This window comes from Escherichia sp. WS2035 (assembly GCF_046487065.1).
GTDB classification, from domain to species: domain Bacteria; phylum Pseudomonadota; class Gammaproteobacteria; order Enterobacterales; family Enterobacteriaceae; genus Escherichia; species Escherichia coli.
On sequence record NZ_JBJQKD010000001.1, the window covers coordinates 793528 to 810118 of the forward strand.

Sequence of the window (16591 nt, forward strand, 5' to 3'; positions counted from 1 at the left end):
AAGGAATAGTAATGTCATTAATCAGTATGCATGGCGCATGGCTGTCGTTCAGCGACGCGCCGCTTCTCGATAACGCAGAACTGCATATCGAAGATAACGAACGTGTTTGTCTGGTGGGTCGTAACGGCGCAGGCAAATCGACGTTAATGAAGATCCTCAACCGTGAACAGGGGCTGGATGACGGTCGCATTATTTACGAGCAAGATTTGATTGTAGCTCGTCTGCAACAGGATCCGCCGCGTAACGTTGAGGGTAGCGTTTATGATTTCGTTGCCGAAGGCATTGAAGAACAAGCGGAATACCTGAAACGCTATCACGATATTTCGCGCCTGGTGATGAACGACCCGAGCGAGAAAAATCTCAACGAACTGGCGAAGGTTCAGGAACAGCTGGATCACCACAACCTGTGGCAGCTGGAAAACCGCATCAACGAAGTGCTGGCGCAACTGGGATTAGATCCTAATGTTGCGCTGTCGTCGCTTTCCGGTGGCTGGTTGCGTAAAGCGGCATTAGGACGCGCGCTGGTGAGCAATCCGCGCGTATTGCTGCTCGACGAACCGACTAACCACCTGGATATTGAAACCATCGACTGGCTGGAAGGGTTCCTCAAAACCTTCAATGGGACAATTATTTTCATTTCCCACGACCGTTCGTTTATCCGCAATATGGCGACGCGCATTGTTGATCTCGATCGCGGCAAGCTGGTGACCTATCCAGGGAATTACGACCAGTACCTGCTGGAAAAAGAAGAAGCCCTGCGCGTGGAAGAATTACAAAATGCCGAGTTCGATCGCAAACTGGCGCAGGAAGAGGTGTGGATCCGCCAGGGGATCAAAGCACGTCGTACCCGTAATGAAGGCCGCGTACGCGCCCTGAAAGCAATGCGTCGTGAGCGTGGTGAACGTCGCGAAGTGATGGGTACCGCAAAGATGCAGGTGGAAGAAGCCAGCCGCTCCGGTAAGATCGTTTTCGAAATGGAGGACGTTTGCTACCAGGTTGACGGTAAGCAACTGGTGAAAGATTTTTCTGCCCAGGTTCTACGCGGCGACAAAATTGCCCTGATTGGTCCGAATGGGTGCGGCAAAACCACGCTGCTGAAACTAATGCTCGGTCAGCTTCAAGCAGACAGCGGGCGTATTCACGTTGGCACCAAACTGGAAGTGGCTTATTTCGATCAGCACCGCGCGGAACTGGATCCCGATAAAACGGTGATGGATAACCTTGCCGAAGGTAAGCAAGAGGTGATGGTTAACGGCAAGCCACGCCACGTATTGGGCTATTTGCAGGACTTCCTGTTCCATCCAAAACGGGCGATGACGCCGGTACGTGCGCTTTCTGGCGGTGAGCGTAACCGCTTGTTGTTGGCGCGTTTGTTCCTCAAACCAAGCAACTTATTGATTCTTGACGAACCGACCAACGATCTTGATGTCGAAACGCTGGAACTGCTGGAAGAACTGATCGACAGCTATCAGGGCACGGTATTGCTGGTTAGCCACGATCGTCAGTTTGTCGATAACACCGTTACAGAATGCTGGATCTTCGAAGGCGGCGGTAAAATTGGTCGTTATGTCGGCGGTTATCATGATGCCCGTGGTCAGCAAGAACAGTATGTGGCGCTCAAACAGCCTGCGGTGAAAAAAAGCGAAGAAGCCGCCGCGCCAAAAGCAGAAACTGTAAAACGCAGCAGTAGCAAACTAAGCTATAAATTGCAGCGTGAACTGGAGCTGCTACCGCAATTGCTTGAAGATCTGGAGGCGAAGCTGGAAGCTTTACAGACGCAAGTGGCGGATGCTTCCTTCTTCAGTCAGCCGCATGAGCAGACGCAAAAAGTACTCGCTGATATGGCTGCTGCAGAGCAGGAGCTGGAGCAAGCCTTTGAACGCTGGGAGTATCTTGAAGCGTTAAAAAATGGTGGCTGATCGCAAAATAGTCGATTTAAACAGAGACTGCTGACAACGGTAAAATTGCCTGATGTACTGGGTTTATCAGGCATGAAAACCAACACTTTGTTAGTCATCTGCAAAATAGCGCATCATTAAGGAGTACCAATGTGCGAACATCATCATGCCGCGAAGCACATCCTGTGCTCGCAGTGTGACATGCTGGTGGCGTTACCGCGCCTTGAGCATGGTCAGAAAGCGGCATGTCCCCGGTGTGGCACAACGTTAACCGTGGCGTGGGATGCCCCTCGGCAGCGTCCCACCGCCTATGCGTTGGCTGCACTGTTCATGCTGTTGCTGTCCAACTTGTTTCCTTTTGTGAATATGAACGTTGCAGGAGTTACCAGTGAAATTACATTACTGGAAATTCCCGGCGTGCTTTTTTCTGAGGACTACGCCAGCCTCGGCACCTTTTTCCTGTTGTTTGTGCAACTGGTTCCCGCGTTTTGTCTGATAACCATTCTGTTACTGGTGAATCGCGCGGAATTACCGGTCCGTTTAAAAGAGCAACTGGCACGGGTGCTTTTTCAACTCAAAACCTGGGGAATGGCGGAGATTTTCCTCGCGGGTGTGCTGGTCAGTTTCGTTAAACTGATGGCTTACGGCAGCATTGGGGTAGGCAGCAGCTTTCTCCCCTGGTGTTTATTTTGTGTCCTGCAACTGCGCGCTTTTCAGTGCGTTGATCGTCGCTGGTTATGGGACGACATCGCCCCGATGCCAGAACTGCGCCAGCCGCTAAAACCAGGCGTCACGGGGATACGCCAGGGGCTGCGTTCGTGTTCCTGTTGTACGGCAATCCTTCCTGCTGATGAACCCGTGTGCCCGCGTTGTAGTACCAAAGGGTACGTTCGGCGTAGAAACAGCCTGCAATGGACACTCGCGCTGCTTGTAACGTCTATCATGCTGTATCTTCCGGCTAATATTTTGCCCATCATGGTGACGGATTTATTAGGCTCGAAGATGCCGTCGACGATTCTCGCTGGGGTCATTCTGTTATGGAGCGAAGGCTCTTATCCCGTCGCTGCGGTGATTTTTCTGGCCAGTATTATGGTGCCAACGTTAAAGATGATCGCCATTGCGTGGCTGTGTTGGGATGCCAAAGGACACGGCAAGCGCGACAGTGAAAGAATGCATTTGATTTATGAAGTTGTTGAGTTTGTAGGCCGCTGGTCGATGATTGACGTTTTCGTTATCGCGGTGCTCTCGGCGCTGGTGCGTATGGGAGGTTTAATGAGTATTTATCCGGCAATGGGTGCATTAATGTTTGCTTTAGTCGTCATAATGACAATGTTTTCTGCTATGACGTTTGACCCGCGTTTGTCGTGGGATCGTCAACCTGAATCAGAGCATGAGGAGTCCTGACAGTATGGAATCTAATAATGGGGAAGCCAAAATCCAGAAAGTGAAGAACTGGTCTCCCGTGTGGATATTTCCTATCGTCACGGCGCTCATTGGGGCCTGGGTTCTTTTTTATCATTACAGCCATCAGGGACCGGAAGTGACCCTGATCACCGCGAATGCGGAAGGAATTGAAGGTGGCAAAACCACCATTAAAAGCCGTAGCGTTGACGTCGGCGTGGTTGAAAGCGCCACACTGGCTGATGATTTGACGCACGTTGAAATCAAAGCGCGGCTGAATTCCGGTATGGAAAAATTGCTGCATAAAGATACCGTCTTTTGGGTGGTGAAACCGCAGATTGGTCGAGAAGGGATTAGCGGCCTGGGAACGCTGCTGTCTGGGGTTTATATCGAACTGCAGCCAGGCGCGAAAGGCAGCAAAATGGATAAATACGATTTGCTGGACTCGCCACCGTTGGCCCCGCCTGATGCGAAAGGTATCCGTGTGCTTCTCGATAGCAAAAAAGCCGGGCAGCTCTCGCCAGGGGATCCGGTGCTGTTCCGTGGCTATCGGGTAGGTTCGGTTGAAACCAGCACTTTCGATACGCAAAAACGCAATATCAGCTATCAACTGTTCATCAATGCACCTTATGACCGACTGGTGACCAGCAATGTTCGTTTCTGGAAAGATAGTGGCATTGCGGTTGATCTGACGTCAGCGGGAATGCGTGTGGAGATGGGCTCATTGACAACGCTGCTTAGTGGCGGTGTCAGCTTTGATGTGCCGGAAGGTCTGGATTTAGGGCAGCCAGTGGCACCGAAAACAGCTTTCGTTTTGTATGATGATCAGAAGAGCATTCAGGATTCGTTGTACACCGATCACATTGATTATCTGATGTTCTTTAAAGATTCGGTACGCGGTCTGCAACCGGGAGCTCCGGTAGAATTCCGGGGTATTCGCCTGGGTACCGTAAGCAAAGTGCCATTCTTTGCGCCGAATATGCGTCAGACATTTAACGATGATTACCGTATTCCGGTACTGATTCGTATCGAGCCAGAGCGGCTGAAAATGCAGCTTGGCGAAAATGCGGATGTTGTTGAGCACCTTGGCGAATTGTTGAAACGTGGTTTACGCGGATCGCTGAAAACCGGAAACCTGGTCACTGGCGCACTGTATGTTGATCTCGATTTCTATCCAAATACGCCTGCAATAACCGGTATTCGTGAATTTAATGGTTATCAGATTATCCCGACCGTCAGCGGCGGCCTGGCGCAAATCCAGCAACGACTGATGGAAGCGTTGGATAAGATCAACAAACTGCCACTGAATCCGATGATTGAACAGGCAACCAGTACGCTTTCTGAAAGTCAGCGCACAATGAAAAACCTGCAAACGACGCTGGATAGCATGAACAAGATCCTCGCCAGCCAGTCGATGCAGCAGTTACCGACGGATATGCAGTCAACGTTGCGTGAATTGAATCGCAGTATGCAGGGCTTCCAGCCTGGTTCCGCAGCCTACAACAAGATGGTGGCGGATATGCAGCGCCTTGATCAGGTGTTGCGAGAACTGCAACCGGTGCTGAAAACGCTCAACGAGAAGAGTAACGCGCTGGTATTTGAAGCGAAGGACAAAAAAGATCCAGAGCCGAAGAGGGCGAAACAATGAAAAAGTGGCTAGTGACGATTGCGGCACTGTGGCTGGCCGGATGCAGCTCCGGTGAAATTAATAAAAACTATTACCAGTTACCTGTGGTGCAGAGCGGTACACAAAGCACCGCCAGCCAGGGTAATCGCCTGTTATGGGTTGAGCAGGTCGCTGTTCCTGACTATCTGGCGGGGAATGGTGTGGTTTATCAAACCAGTGATGTGAAGTATGTGATTGCCAACAACAACTTGTGGGCCAGCCCGTTGGATCAACAGTTGCGCAACACCCTGGTTGCCAACCTGAGTACGCAACTGCCCGGCTGGGTGGTTGCCTCCCAGCCTCTGGGAAGCGCCCAGGACACGCTCAATGTTACCGTCACGGAGTTTAACGGTCGCTATGATGGCAAGGTCATTGTCAGTGGTGAGTGGCTGTTGAACCACCAGGGACAACTGATCAAACGTCCGTTCCGTCTGGAAGGAGTGCAAACTCAGGATGGTTACGATGAGATGGTTAAAGTGCTGGCCCGTGTCTGGAGTCAGGAAGCCGCTTCTATTGCGCAAGAGATAAAGCGTCTACCTTAATCATAAAGATTTGTAAATATAACCGTCTCCGGTATGTTGCCTGAGGCGGTTTTTTTGTTTCTAACGTGCGGAAAAAGTTGTTCCTCTTCACATTTTTTGTACAACCGACATGCCCGTGTAGCTCACAAATATGACAGTGGCGTGAATTTTGCGCATTGACGGCAGTTATGATTCGCGGTATTGCTTAACTGTGGTTGCATATTTAGTAATCACTGTTTTCTTTTCCACCAGAAACCAGTATGAGGGAAACGAGGCATGAAGAGACAAAAACGAGATCGCCTGGAACGGGCACATCAACGTGGTTATCAGGCCGGCATCGCCGGACGCTCAAAAGAAATGTGTCCCTATCAGACGCTGAATCAAAGGTCACAATGGCTGGGAGGCTGGCGAGAAGCCATGGCGGACAGGGTAGTAATGGCCTGATTCTGTCTCTTTAAAAAGAAACCTCCGCATTGCGGAGGTTTCGCCTTTTTATACTCTGTCTGATTATTATCAGAAGGCAGACGTATCCTGGAACAGACCGACTTTCAGGTCGTTGGCGGTATAGATCAAACGACCATCAACCAGCACTTCGCCATCAGCCAGGCCCATAATCAGACGACGGTTAACTATGCGTTTAAAGTGAATACGATAGGTCACTTTTTTCGCCGTCGGCAGCACCTGACCTGTGAATTTCACTTCACCTACGCCCAACGCGCGACCTTTACCTTCGCCGCCCAGCCAGCCGAGGTAGAACCCTACCAGCTGCCACATTGCGTCCAGGCCCAGGCATCCCGGCATAACCGGATCACCAATGAAGTGGCATCCGAAGAACCACAGATCCGGATTGATATCCAGCTCTGCTTCAACATACCCTTTGTCGAAGTTACCACCCGTTTCGGTCATTTTGACCACACGGTCCATCATCAGCATGTTTGGTGCTGGCAATTGCGGGCCTTTAGCGCCAAACAGTTCACCGCGACCAGAGGCAAGAAGGTCTTCTTTTGTATAGGATTCGCGTTTATCTACCATGTTCTCTGTAAGCCTTATTTTATTGAAGCACGCAGGATAGCTAACACGTGTACGCTGAACAAGTCCGATCAGTTCGGAATAAACCAGTTCAGCCAACGTAATGGCCATGGAAAACGGTGACGTCCTTCCTGTTGCGATGCTTGTGCGATACGTTCCTGGATGGTTTGCATCAGCGTCGTCTGGCCTTCGCCATCCCACACCAGATTTAATAATAACGGCAGTGCGTCAGTCACATCGTCTACTGCCCAGATGGTGAATTTGCCTTCTTCTACCGCTTTCACCAGTTCACTGTGAAGACTTAAATGGCGAACGTTAGCAGTGGGGATAATGACACCTTGTTTCCCCGTTAACTCACGTTGCTGGCAAATAGCAAAGAAGCCTTCGATTTTCTCATTTAAACCACCGACTGGCTGGGCGCGACCGAACTGATCGACTGAACCTGTGATAGCGATACTCTGATTCACCGGCACATCGGCGAGGGCGCTGATCAGAGCGCAGAGTTCAGCCATCGAGGCACTATCGCCATCCACTTCACTGTATGACTGCTCAAATGTCAGCGATGCTGAGAAGGGGATCTGTTGCTCAAGCTGTAGTTCCGACATCAGGAACGCTTGCATGATCATCATCCCTTTCGCATGGATATTGCCGCCAAGCTCCGCTTTGCGTTCGATGTCGGTGAATTCACCATCGCCAATATGCACAACGCAGCTAATGCGAGAAGGTTCGCCAAAAGCGCGTGGATGACCCGGAAATTCAATGACCGAAAGGGCGTTAATTTGCCCGATGCGTTCGCCTTCGGTTTCAATCAGGATTTGCTCCTGAAGGATCTCATCCTGCATGCGTTCAGCGAGGAAACCTTCGCGCCATTCACGCTGCTGTAGCATTAAGTTTAGCTGCTCGCCGGAGAAGGTGTCGCCATCACACAGGGAGGCGACCTCTTGACACTGGCGGAGGATCCACTGCGGGCTAAGCGGAAGTGTTTCTTGTTCACCAGTGTAGCGTGCTGCTTCGCGGATAAGTACCGGCCAGGCATCCGCTCCCGGTGCTGGTAAGTGATTATGTCTGGCGGTAAATGTCACCCAGCGACACCACTGGCTTACTGACTCCGCATCGACAATCTGCAGAGTATCTTCAAATTCGCTATAAATAGCCTGCTCTGAAAGCTCTGGCTCCATCTCCTGGAAATCAGCCAATGATTCGCGTTCGCCTACCAGAATGACTTTCAGCTTCAATGGCATCGAAGGCACAGAGACGGGGAGAGGGCGCGACTCATCAAACGCAACCCAGTCAAAACGCTCGCGGTTAACGATATTTTTCAGCCGCATCCACAGCAGAGGTTGCGCCAGCAGTGTACGCAAAGAGATGATGAGAATACCGCCATTTGCCTGATGCACCAGACCAGGCTGCAGGGTAATATCGCCATTAAACTGACGCAGGCAGCCAAAGAGTTGCTCTGCTTCTACCCAGTCGGCAGCGACAACTTGCGTTAAAGTCGCAAAATTATCATCTGCACTCACTGCGTGACGTAAGCGGATGGTGTGGCCGGAAACCTCATAGTGACCGCCCACCAGTTGGCCTGCATCGCTTTGTAGCGTACGCGCGGCATCAGCAATAAGATTCAGATACTCAGACTCTTCCGGGGCCTTCGCCAGCATAAAAGAGGAGGATGCTCGCGTATGCAGCAACTGCTCCAGCGCAAATTGCAGTCGCGGTTGAGTATCACTGAATAAAGGATCGTTTTCGTCAATCAAATGTGGCTGAGCAAATATTTCCTGATAGCTATCGGTATCAGGAACCAGGTCACGCCATGCAAGTTTCGTAATGGTCAAAGTTGATGTTTTTTAGTCTGTTGTCAAAGCCGCGATTATACCGTAACCGGCACTGCAGCACACGTAGAAAGCAACGACAATACGCCTGGCATGGGCGTTAAAGCTCACAGGATGGAGATTCTTTTCTTCACTGGCCTAAAAAGCTGATATTCTGTAAAGAGTTACACGGTAACATTGAGATCGCTATGAAATATCAACAACTTGAAAATCTTGAAAGCGGTTGGAAATGGAAGTATCTGGTGAAGAAGCACCGCGAAGGGGAGTTAATCACCCGTTACATAGAAGCCAGTGCCGCCCAGGAAGCCGTCGATGAGTTGCTCTCGCTGGAAAATGAACCCGTGCTGGTAAATGGTTGGATTGACAAGCATATGAATCCGGAACTGGTCAATCGCATGAAGCAGACCATTCGGGCCAGACGGAAGCGCCATTTTAATGCGGAACACCAGCATACGCGCAAAAAATCGATCGATCTGGAATTTATCGTCTGGCAACGTCTGGCTGGCCTTGCGCAGCGTCGCGGTAAAACGCTTTCTGAAACGATTGTTCAGCTGATTGAAGATGCGGAAAACAAAGAGAAATACGCGAATAAAATGTCTTCTTTGAAGCAGGATCTGCAGGCATTGCTGGGTAAGGAATAACTGTCAAAAGTCAGTTCAATTTACGCAAGGCGAAAAAAAACCCCGCAGCAGCGGGGTTTTTTACCAGACGAGAACTTAAGCCTGCGGCTGAGTTACAACGTCTTTGATGCCTTTAACTTCGATCTCTACGCGACGATCCGGAGCCAGGCAATCGATCAGTGCAGCACGCTGTTTCACGTTGTCACAGGTGTTGCCAGTAACCGGGTTGGATTCGCCCATACCACGTGCGGAGATTTTGTCTGCCGGGATACCTTTAGAGATCAGGTAATCAACAACGGACTGAGCACGACGCTCGGACAGAGCCTGGTTATAAGCGTCAGAACCGATGCGGTCAGTGTAACCCAGAACAACTACGGAACCGTCTTTCGGATCCAGGTTGCTCAGCTGGCTGTACAGCTGATCCAGAGCAGCCTGACCTTCCGGTTTCAGGGTTGCTTTGTTGAAGGTGAACAGAACGTCAGACTTCAGAGTGAAGTGCTTGGTCTGTACTTCCGGTGCCGGAGCTGGAGCCGGAGCAACTACTGGAGCTGCTTCGCCCTGACCGAAACGGTAGGAAACACCCAGGCTCAGCATGCCGTTGTCCGGACGAGTGCCGATGGTGTGTGCATCACCGATGTTGTTGGTCCACTGGTATTCCAGACGGGTAGCGATTTCGGGAGTGATCGCATACTCAACACCGCCAGCGAAGACCGGAGAAACGCCGGTGTCGTGGTCTTTAAAGGATGCGCCACCAGGTACGTTAGCCTTGGTGTCTGCACGCCATACCATACCACCCAGACGAGTGTAGATGTCCAGATCGTCAGTGATTGGGTAACCCAGTTTAGCGGTCAGCTGAACGCCCTGAGCTTTGTATGCGCCGTTGATGTTGTCGCCTTTGTACGGCATACGACCTAACCAGTCGTAACCCATTTCAAAGCCAACATACGGGTTAACCTGGTAACCACCAAAAGCACCTGCACCCAGTTGGTTTTCGTGGGTCGGACCATTGTTAGGAATAAAACCAGTGTCATGGTACTGGGACCAGCCCAGTTTAGCACCAGTGTACCAGGTGTTATCTTTCGGAGCGGCCTGCGCTACGGTAGCGAAACCAGCCAGTGCCACTGCAATCGCGATAGCTGTCTTTTTCATTTTTTGCGCCTCGTTATCATCCAAAATACGCCATGAATATCTCCAACGAGATAACACGGTTAAATCCTTCACCGGGGATCTGCTCAATATTAACTCTACCGATATCTTCGGCTTATGCCGAGCACCCCTGGCGATGTAAAGTCTACAACGTAGTTGAAAACTTACAAGTGTGAACTCCGTCAGGCATATGAAAAAAAAGTCTTGTATAAGGTACGTTTAATCTTTTTTGTCAGCGACAATTTACAGAAGAAAATCGCGGAAACCGCTTCAGACAAGCCTCCGCAAGGAAAATTAGTCACGACTGAAAGCATTGGCTGGGCGATAAAAAAAGTTCCAGGATTAATCCTAAATTTACTTAATGATACAAATTAGAGTGAATTTTTAGCCCGGAAAGTTGTCTCGTTGCGTGAGAGGATGCGCTTACCGGACGCATAATAAACCCCATAGCGTTACCTTCATTTGCCGCATCAACAAGTTCAGCATGCTCTTCTGCAGTCAAATCATCTGCCAACCAACCGATCACCACGCTGTAATTGCCCGTGCGTAAAGCGCGAACCATTGACTCCACGGTGTGGCAAGGGGAGAGCTGGCTAATCTGCATTACTTTCGTTAAGGGTAGCCCAGATGCCTGAACCCATTCGCGACTCAGTTTTTGTTGCGGTGTTAACCAGAGTTGCCAGCGTGATTGCTGACCGAGTTGCTGTAACAATGGCAACAGTAGAAGTTGCGTCATCATGGGCTGATCTTCGCGATAGACAACTTCACTGATAAGCCCGGCTGTAGTGTTTTCCGTAGAGACACGCGCAATTTTACTTGCTGCGGATGAGAACGACGAAGAACGATGTGCATAGCCTGAAGTGTACATAATCAATCCAGCCCCTGTGAGTTACTGTATGAATGTACAGTACATCCAGTGACGACAAAGATCAACCCTATTTTCGGAAAGAGCCTCGCAAATTTTGTCGTTGGTGGCGGGAAAACATAAATTAATCTTGCCCCTTAAGAATAAGTTGCCTATTTTCGTAGTTAACGGATCCGTTAATGTGAATCATTCTTTTATGTTATGATTTTAAAAGGAATTTTATGAAAAGCCTCTCCTATAAGCGGATCTATAAATCACAAGAATACCTGGCAACGTTGGGCACAATTGAATACCGATCATTGTTTGGTAGTTACAGCCTGACCGTTGACGACACGGTGTTTGCGATGGTTTCTGATGGTGAGTTGTATCTTCGGGCTTGTGAGCAAAGTGCACAGTACTGTGTAAAACATCCGCCTGTCTGGCTGACATATAAAAAGTGTGGCCGATCCGTTACCCTCAATTACTATCGAGTTGATGAAAGTCTATGGCGAAATCAACTGAAGCTGGTGCGTCTGTCGAAATATTCTCTCGATGCAGCGCTGAAAGAGAAAAGCACGCGCAATACCCGGGAAAGACTGAAAGATTTGCCCAATATGTCTTTTCATCTGGAAGCGATTCTCGGGGAGGTGGGGATTAAGGATGTACGGGCGTTACGTATACTTGGGGCAAAAATGTGTTGGTTGCGACTGCGGCAGCAAAACTGTCTGGTGACAGAAAAGATTCTGTTTATGCTTGAAGGGGCCATTATCGGCATTCATGAAGCTGCGCTCCCAGTGGCACGCCGCCAGGAGCTTGCAGAATGGGCTGACTCTCTTACGCCGAAACAGGAGTTTCCTGCGGAACTTGAGTAATCTGGCGTTGCAGACGACCAATCTCTGGCAGTAATGCAATCAATAACCCAACTTGTTGTACGACCAGAGGTTCTTTGCTGTCTGCCCGTGGTTCAAGTTGCTGCATCCGCTGTTTCAGGCCAGCTAATGCCTGATTGACGCGTTCTTCATCAGCAGGTTGATGATGTAGCGCGTCATCAACATAGCAAACGGCGTCATCAAGAAACGCCAGAATTTCAGGATTAGTTAACTGCTCCCGGTGAGCACCGAGGGCTGAGATATAGCTGGTAAACGTATGGTTAAGGCACAGCAACCGAAACGCGGCTTCGCGAATTTGCGGGGTAACGTTCGGTTCGCTGGACATATTTGATACCACCGACGCCAGTTCAGCATCACGGTTGTGTGCATCGCGGCGGGCAATACGATACGCCAGACGGTTATCACGCCCCTGATGGTATTGTTCCAGTATGGCATCGAGATACCGGCAGTTGGCCTCTGTGGCGCGTTCGAGCATTCGCGGCAGATTGCGAAACTTCCAGTCAGGCCAGATGTAGCTCACTGCCGCCCACGCAATGGCACAACCAATCAGCGTATCGATTACGCGAGGTAACGCCACTTCAAAACCTTCACCCAGCAAGTTGAAACACAGTAGCACCAAAAGTGTGATGAACATCGTTGCATGGGCGTATTGCACGTTACGGAAGGCAAAAAAGAGCACGCCGGTAATAACCAGCAGCACCAGCTGCCCTTCCAATGATGGCACAAACCACAGCACAGGAATACCAATTGCGATACCTACCAGCGTACCAATAATCCTTAACTTCAGGCGGTGGCGCGTGGCGTTATAGTTTGGCTGGCAGACAAACAAACTTGTCAGCAAGATCCAATACCCGTGATGCATTCCGGTTATCTGAATGATGGCGTAGCCGAAGCACAACACCAGCGACATTCTTACCGCATGACGGAAGAGGGCGGATTCCGGCGTGAAGTGACGGCTAAGACGCAGCCAGATATCACTCAATCCGTGCGGGCTGTCATCAGCGAGCTCATTTTCGTCATTATTATGGGGCAGTGCCTGGGCCTGTTCTGATTCAATTGTTGCCAGTTGGGCATCAATGGCACGTAAATTGTTCAGTAAAAATCCCAGTGTTTTGAGTAAATCAGCAGGCGCGCCGTTATCGCGCATCCGCTCCAGCGCAGCATCAATATGCGTAAAAGCGCGCTCAAAATGCGGATCATGTTGATAAGGCTGACGCAGCAAAATACAGCGTGACAGTTGCTGGCACGCCTGGCCCTGCATCGACATCAGCCGCTGAAAACGGAACAGCACGTCGCTGTGGCGAAAATGTTCACGCAATGTTTGATATTGAATATGAGAAGAGCTGGCACGCTCGTGAATATCCTGCGCGACAAAGTAATAATGCAGTGTGCGACGCGTTCCCCGTTGACCACGATCGCCACGTAAGCGGGTCAGCAGCGAGAGTTTCGTCTGATTCAATGTCGCCATCAGCTGACCGTTGGCGAGAGCCAAATCGTACAGCGGTGCCTGGCTTTCATCTTCAATATCAGGATCAAACATGCGCGACTTGAGCTCAAGATAACGCGCCAGTTGTTCATAGCAACGCGCCAGGTTGTCCTGCAGCGGGCGGACCGGGAACAGCAGATGACCAATAAGTGTCAGGACGTTGTACCAGACGGCACCGGCCAGAAGATACATCGGCTGCTGATACCAGTGCTCATACAGTGATGTTCCCAACATAGTGTAAATGGCGATCAGCAATGCACCGAAGGCAATTGTTGCATAGCGTTGACCCAGACCGCCGAGCAAAATGAAGCCGCTGGTAGAGAGCGTTAAGCCAATCGCAAATAGCCAGGGCCAGGGAAACAGCAATTCTACTGAGGCCGAGGCGATAAAAAAGCAGAACAGCGTAATGATGAGGTTACGCAAACGTCCCGCCAGTCGGTCATCGAGATCGGTCAGCGCCGCTGCCACCATCCCAAGCGTCAGCGGAATCGTCAGTTTTACATCACCCAGCCACCACGGAAACGCTGTGGTTCCACAAAGCGCAATAAAAATACGCGCGTAATACAGCCAGGCGCTGTTCCAGGTATAGCGTTTGAGCAAAGGACTTAGCATAAAGGCCATATTAGTGGATTATTCAAAACGACGACGTGCATTGGCTTCGCGCGCAGCTTGCGCTGTTTCTACCGATACCACGCGACGACCGACCGGCCATAGTGCAATAGCGGCAATTTTAAAGTTCGCAATACCGACAGGAATGCCAATGATGGAAATACATTGTGCGATGCCCGTTGCAATGTGCATCAGGCATAACCACCAGCCAAAGAAAATCAGCCAGAAAATATTCAATACCGTACCGCCAGTATTCAGCAGCACATTTTTGCCAGCCGGGTTCAGTTCATCGACATGAATAGCTTCATTGCCATAAGGCACCAGAGACAGTTTAGTGATCTCCCAGCAGGATCGTGTCAGTGGTAAGGTAAAAATCAGCACAATACTGACCAGAGTCGCCAACAGCCAGCCCAGAGTGGTGGCAAATCCGCCAAGCACAAAGTTCAGAATGTTCAAAACGGTACGCATAAAACCTCGCTTTACTGTGGTTTTCAGTAATGGGCGGCAATTGTAACGTTTTTTTGGGCTGGAGCACGTTTTCTCTGACGGTTACACTGATAAGAAATAATTTCGTGTGGATCTACAGAGTCATGGAACTGAAAGCGACAACGCTTGGAAAACGTCTGGCACAGCACCCTTACGATCGGGCGGTGATCCTCAATGCCGGGATTAAAGTCTCCGGCGATCGCCACGAATACCTTATTCCTTTCAATCAATTACTGGCGATTCACTGTAAGCGCGGTCTGGTATGGGGCGAACTGGAGTTTGTACTGCCGGACGAAAAAGTGGTGCGTCTGCACGGCACCGAATGGGGCGAGACGCAGCGTTTTTACCATCATCTTGATGCTCACTGGCGGCGGTGGAGTGGCGAGATGAGCGAAATTGCGTCTGGCGTTTTACGTCAGCAACTGGATTTGATTGCCACGCGCACCGGAGAAAATAAATGGCTGACGCGTGAGCAAACCTCTGGTATGCAGCAACAAATCCGCCAGGCTTTGTCGGCGTTACCATTGCCGGTTAACCGACTGGAAGAATTCGATAACTGCCGTGAGGCGTGGCGTAAATGTCAGGCCTGGTTGAAAGACATTGAAGGCGCTCGGTTGCAGCATAATCAGGCGTATACCGAAGCCATGCTTACCGAGTATGCGGATTTTTTCCGCCAGGTCGAGTCTTCACCGCTGAATCCGGCGCAGGCCCGGGCAGTCGTTAATGGCGAGCATTCTTTGTTAGTGCTGGCTGGTGCAGGAAGCGGAAAAACGTCGGTGCTGGTGGCCCGTGCAGGCTGGTTGCTGGCGCGTGGTGAAGCGTCCCCTGAGCAAATTTTATTGCTGGCGTTTGGTCGCAAAGCCGCTGAAGAGATGGACGAGCGTATTCGAGAACGACTACATACCGAAGACATTACCGCACGCACATTTCATGCGCTGGCGCTGCATATTATTCAGCAGGGCAGCAAAAAAGTTCCGATAGTCAGCAAACTGGAAAATGATACCGCTGCCCGTCATGAACTTTTTATTGCTGAGTGGCGCAAGCAATGCAGCGAAAAGAAAGCGCAGGCGAAGGGCTGGCGGCAATGGCTGACGGAAGAAATGCAGTGGTCAGTGCCAGAAGGTAATTTCTGGGATGATGAAAAATTACAGCGTCGTCTTGCCTCTCGCCTCGATCGCTGGGTAAGTCTGATGCGGATGCACGGTGGTGCACAGGCAGAAATGATTGCCAGTGCACCCGAAGAGATTCGCGATCTGTTCAGTAAACGTATCAAGTTGATGGCCCCGTTATTAAAAGCCTGGAAAGGTGCGCTGAAGGCAGAAAACGCTGTCGATTTTTCGGGCCTTATTCACCAGGCGATTGTGATTCTGGAGAAAGGTCGCTTTATCAGCCCGTGGAAGCATATTCTGGTTGATGAATTTCAGGATATCTCGCCGCAGCGTGCAGCGTTGTTAGCGGCATTACGCAAGCAAAATAGTCAAACGACGTTGTTCGCTGTTGGTGATGACTGGCAGGCGATTTACCGATTCAGCGGGGCGCAAATGTCGCTCACCACGGCTTTCCATGAAAACTTTGGTGAAGGTGATCGCTGTGATTTAGACACGACCTACCGTTTTAACAGTCGTATCGGTGAGGTGGCAAACAGGTTTATTCAGCAGAACCCAGGCCAGCTTAAAAAGCCGCTAAACAGCTTAACCAATGGAGACAAAAAAGCCGTCACATTATTGGATGAGGGGCAACTTGACGCTTTGCTGGATAAGCTCTCTGGTTATGCCAAACCGGAAGAGCGCATTCTGATCCTGGCGCGTTACCATCACATGAGGCCTGCCAGCCTGGAAAAAGCGGCAACACGCTGGCCGAAGTTGCAAATCGACTTTATGACCATTCATGCCAGCAAAGGGCAACAGGCGGATTACGTCATCATCGTTGGCTTGCAGGAGGGGAGTGATGGTTTTCCGGCTGCGGCGCGGGAGTCGATTATGGAAGAGGCGCTACTGCCACCGGTTGAGGATTTCCCGGACGCTGAAGAACGGCGGTTAATGTACGTGGCGCTGACCCGGGCACGCCATCGGGTATGGGCACTGTTTAACAAAGAGAATCCCTCTCCTTTTGTCGAAATACTGAAAAATCTGGATGTGCCGGTGGCGAGAAAACCGTAAGAAACAG

14 protein-coding genes are annotated in these 16591 nt (G+C 50.5%); 8 read left to right on the plus strand and 6 right to left on the minus strand.

What is annotated here, in order from left to right; all coding sequences use genetic code 11:
• Positions 1-11: 11 nt before the first annotated feature.
• The 5 genes from ACJHX4_RS03845 (at position 12) to rmf (ending at position 5930) form a co-directional block, all read left to right on the plus strand.
• Positions 12-1919, plus strand: coding sequence for an ABC transporter ATP-binding protein (locus tag ACJHX4_RS03845; RefSeq protein WP_000053085.1), 1908 nt, complete (start codon positions 12-14; stop codon positions 1917-1919).
• Positions 1920-2048: 129 nt separating this feature from the next.
• On the plus strand, positions 2049-3302 hold the full coding sequence (gene pqiA, locus ACJHX4_RS03850; RefSeq protein ID WP_000333176.1) for a membrane integrity-associated transporter subunit PqiA: 1254 nt from the start codon (positions 2049-2051) through the stop codon (positions 3300-3302).
• Positions 3303-3306: 4 nt separating this feature from the next.
• Positions 3307-4947, plus strand: a complete 1641-nt coding sequence (pqiB, locus tag ACJHX4_RS03855; protein ID WP_000445547.1) for an intermembrane transport protein PqiB — start codon at positions 3307-3309, stop codon at positions 4945-4947.
• Complete coding sequence (gene pqiC, locus ACJHX4_RS03860) at positions 4944-5507, plus strand: membrane integrity-associated transporter subunit PqiC (protein ID WP_000759108.1); 564 nt, start codon at positions 4944-4946, stop codon at positions 5505-5507. Before pqiB ends, pqiC begins: the two co-directional genes overlap by 4 nt.
• Positions 5508-5762: 255 nt before the next feature.
• Positions 5763-5930: a ribosome modulation factor gene (rmf, locus tag ACJHX4_RS03865; protein ID WP_000828648.1), complete on the plus strand. Its 168-nt coding sequence runs from the start codon at positions 5763-5765 to the stop codon at positions 5928-5930.
• 69 nt (positions 5931-5999) lie between these two features.
• Here the strand turns inward: rmf and fabA are convergent, their stop codons facing one another.
• Together fabA and ACJHX4_RS03875 are read right to left on the minus strand one after the other, a co-directional pair.
• Positions 6000-6518 carry a bifunctional 3-hydroxydecanoyl-ACP dehydratase/trans-2-decenoyl-ACP isomerase gene (fabA, locus tag ACJHX4_RS03870; protein WP_000227926.1) on the minus strand — a complete coding sequence of 173 codons (519 nt, stop codon included), beginning with the start codon at positions 6516-6518 and terminating at the stop codon, positions 6000-6002.
• Positions 6519-6586: 68 nt separating this feature from the next.
• Positions 6587-8347 (minus strand): Lon protease family protein, encoded by a 1761-nt coding sequence (locus ACJHX4_RS03875; protein WP_000156502.1) that lies wholly within the window; start codon positions 8345-8347, stop codon positions 6587-6589.
• A 185-nt stretch (positions 8348-8532) separates the two neighbouring features.
• Between ACJHX4_RS03875 and matP the strand changes: the two genes are divergently transcribed.
• Positions 8533-8985 (plus strand): macrodomain Ter protein MatP, encoded by a 453-nt coding sequence (gene matP, locus ACJHX4_RS03880; RefSeq protein WP_000877153.1) that lies wholly within the window; start codon positions 8533-8535, stop codon positions 8983-8985.
• 75 nt (positions 8986-9060) lie between these two features.
• Here matP and ompA read toward each other — a convergent pair whose 3' ends face one another.
• The gene (gene ompA / locus ACJHX4_RS03885; protein WP_001346420.1) at positions 9061-10113 is read right to left on the minus strand and encodes a porin OmpA; all 1053 of its coding nucleotides are present in this window, start codon (positions 10111-10113) and stop codon (positions 9061-9063) included.
• A gap of 355 nt (positions 10114-10468) precedes the next feature.
• Positions 10469-10978 (minus strand): SOS-induced cell division inhibitor SulA, encoded by a 510-nt coding sequence (gene sulA, locus ACJHX4_RS03890; RefSeq protein ID WP_000288707.1) that lies wholly within the window; start codon positions 10976-10978, stop codon positions 10469-10471.
• A gap of 218 nt (positions 10979-11196) precedes the next feature.
• Between sulA and sxy the strand changes: the two genes are divergently transcribed.
• Positions 11197-11826, plus strand: a complete 630-nt coding sequence (sxy, locus tag ACJHX4_RS03895; protein ID WP_000839151.1) for a CRP-S regulon transcriptional coactivator Sxy — start codon at positions 11197-11199, stop codon at positions 11824-11826.
• On the opposite strand, the gene yccS is transcribed toward sxy, so the two are convergent.
• Both yccS and ACJHX4_RS03905 read right to left on the minus strand, forming a co-directional pair.
• Entirely contained in the window at positions 11789-13951 is a 2163-nt protein-coding gene (gene yccS, locus ACJHX4_RS03900; RefSeq protein ID WP_000875041.1) for a YccS family putative transporter, read from the minus strand. The two genes, sxy and yccS, sit on opposite strands and share 38 nt — an antisense overlap.
• A 9-nt stretch (positions 13952-13960) precedes the next feature.
• Complete coding sequence (locus ACJHX4_RS03905) at positions 13961-14407, minus strand: YccF domain-containing protein (protein WP_001261235.1); 447 nt, start codon at positions 14405-14407, stop codon at positions 13961-13963.
• A gap of 122 nt (positions 14408-14529) precedes the next feature.
• On the opposite strand from ACJHX4_RS03905, the gene helD reads away from it, so the two are divergent.
• Positions 14530-16584 carry a DNA helicase IV gene (gene helD, locus ACJHX4_RS03910; RefSeq protein WP_001295938.1) on the plus strand — a complete coding sequence of 685 codons (2055 nt, stop codon included), beginning with the start codon at positions 14530-14532 and terminating at the stop codon, positions 16582-16584.
• Positions 16585-16591 lie beyond the last annotated feature (7 nt).

Coding starts and splice junctions, on each gene's coding strand:
- pqiC (WP_000759108.1), top strand. CDS start 4,944: ATGAAAAAGTGGCTAGTGACGATTGCGGCACTGTGGCTGGCCGGATGC.
- ompA (WP_001346420.1), bottom strand. CDS start 10,113: ATGAAAAAGACAGCTATCGCGATTGCAGTGGCACTGGCTGGTTTCGCT.
- yccS (WP_000875041.1), bottom strand. CDS start 13,951: ATGGCCTTTATGCTAAGTCCTTTGCTCAAACGCTATACCTGGAACAGC.
- ACJHX4_RS03905 (WP_001261235.1), bottom strand. CDS start 14,407: ATGCGTACCGTTTTGAACATTCTGAACTTTGTGCTTGGCGGATTTGCC.
- fabA (WP_000227926.1), bottom strand. CDS start 6,518: ATGGTAGATAAACGCGAATCCTATACAAAAGAAGACCTTCTTGCCTCT.
- ACJHX4_RS03845 (WP_000053085.1), top strand. CDS start 12: ATGTCATTAATCAGTATGCATGGCGCATGGCTGTCGTTCAGCGACGCG.
- pqiA (WP_000333176.1), top strand. CDS start 2,049: ATGTGCGAACATCATCATGCCGCGAAGCACATCCTGTGCTCGCAGTGT.
- helD (WP_001295938.1), top strand. CDS start 14,530: ATGGAACTGAAAGCGACAACGCTTGGAAAACGTCTGGCACAGCACCCT.
- rmf (WP_000828648.1), top strand. CDS start 5,763: ATGAAGAGACAAAAACGAGATCGCCTGGAACGGGCACATCAACGTGGT.
- sxy (WP_000839151.1), top strand. CDS start 11,197: ATGAAAAGCCTCTCCTATAAGCGGATCTATAAATCACAAGAATACCTG.
- pqiB (WP_000445547.1), top strand. CDS start 3,307: ATGGAATCTAATAATGGGGAAGCCAAAATCCAGAAAGTGAAGAACTGG.
- matP (WP_000877153.1), top strand. CDS start 8,533: ATGAAATATCAACAACTTGAAAATCTTGAAAGCGGTTGGAAATGGAAG.
- sulA (WP_000288707.1), bottom strand. CDS start 10,978: ATGTACACTTCAGGCTATGCACATCGTTCTTCGTCGTTCTCATCCGCA.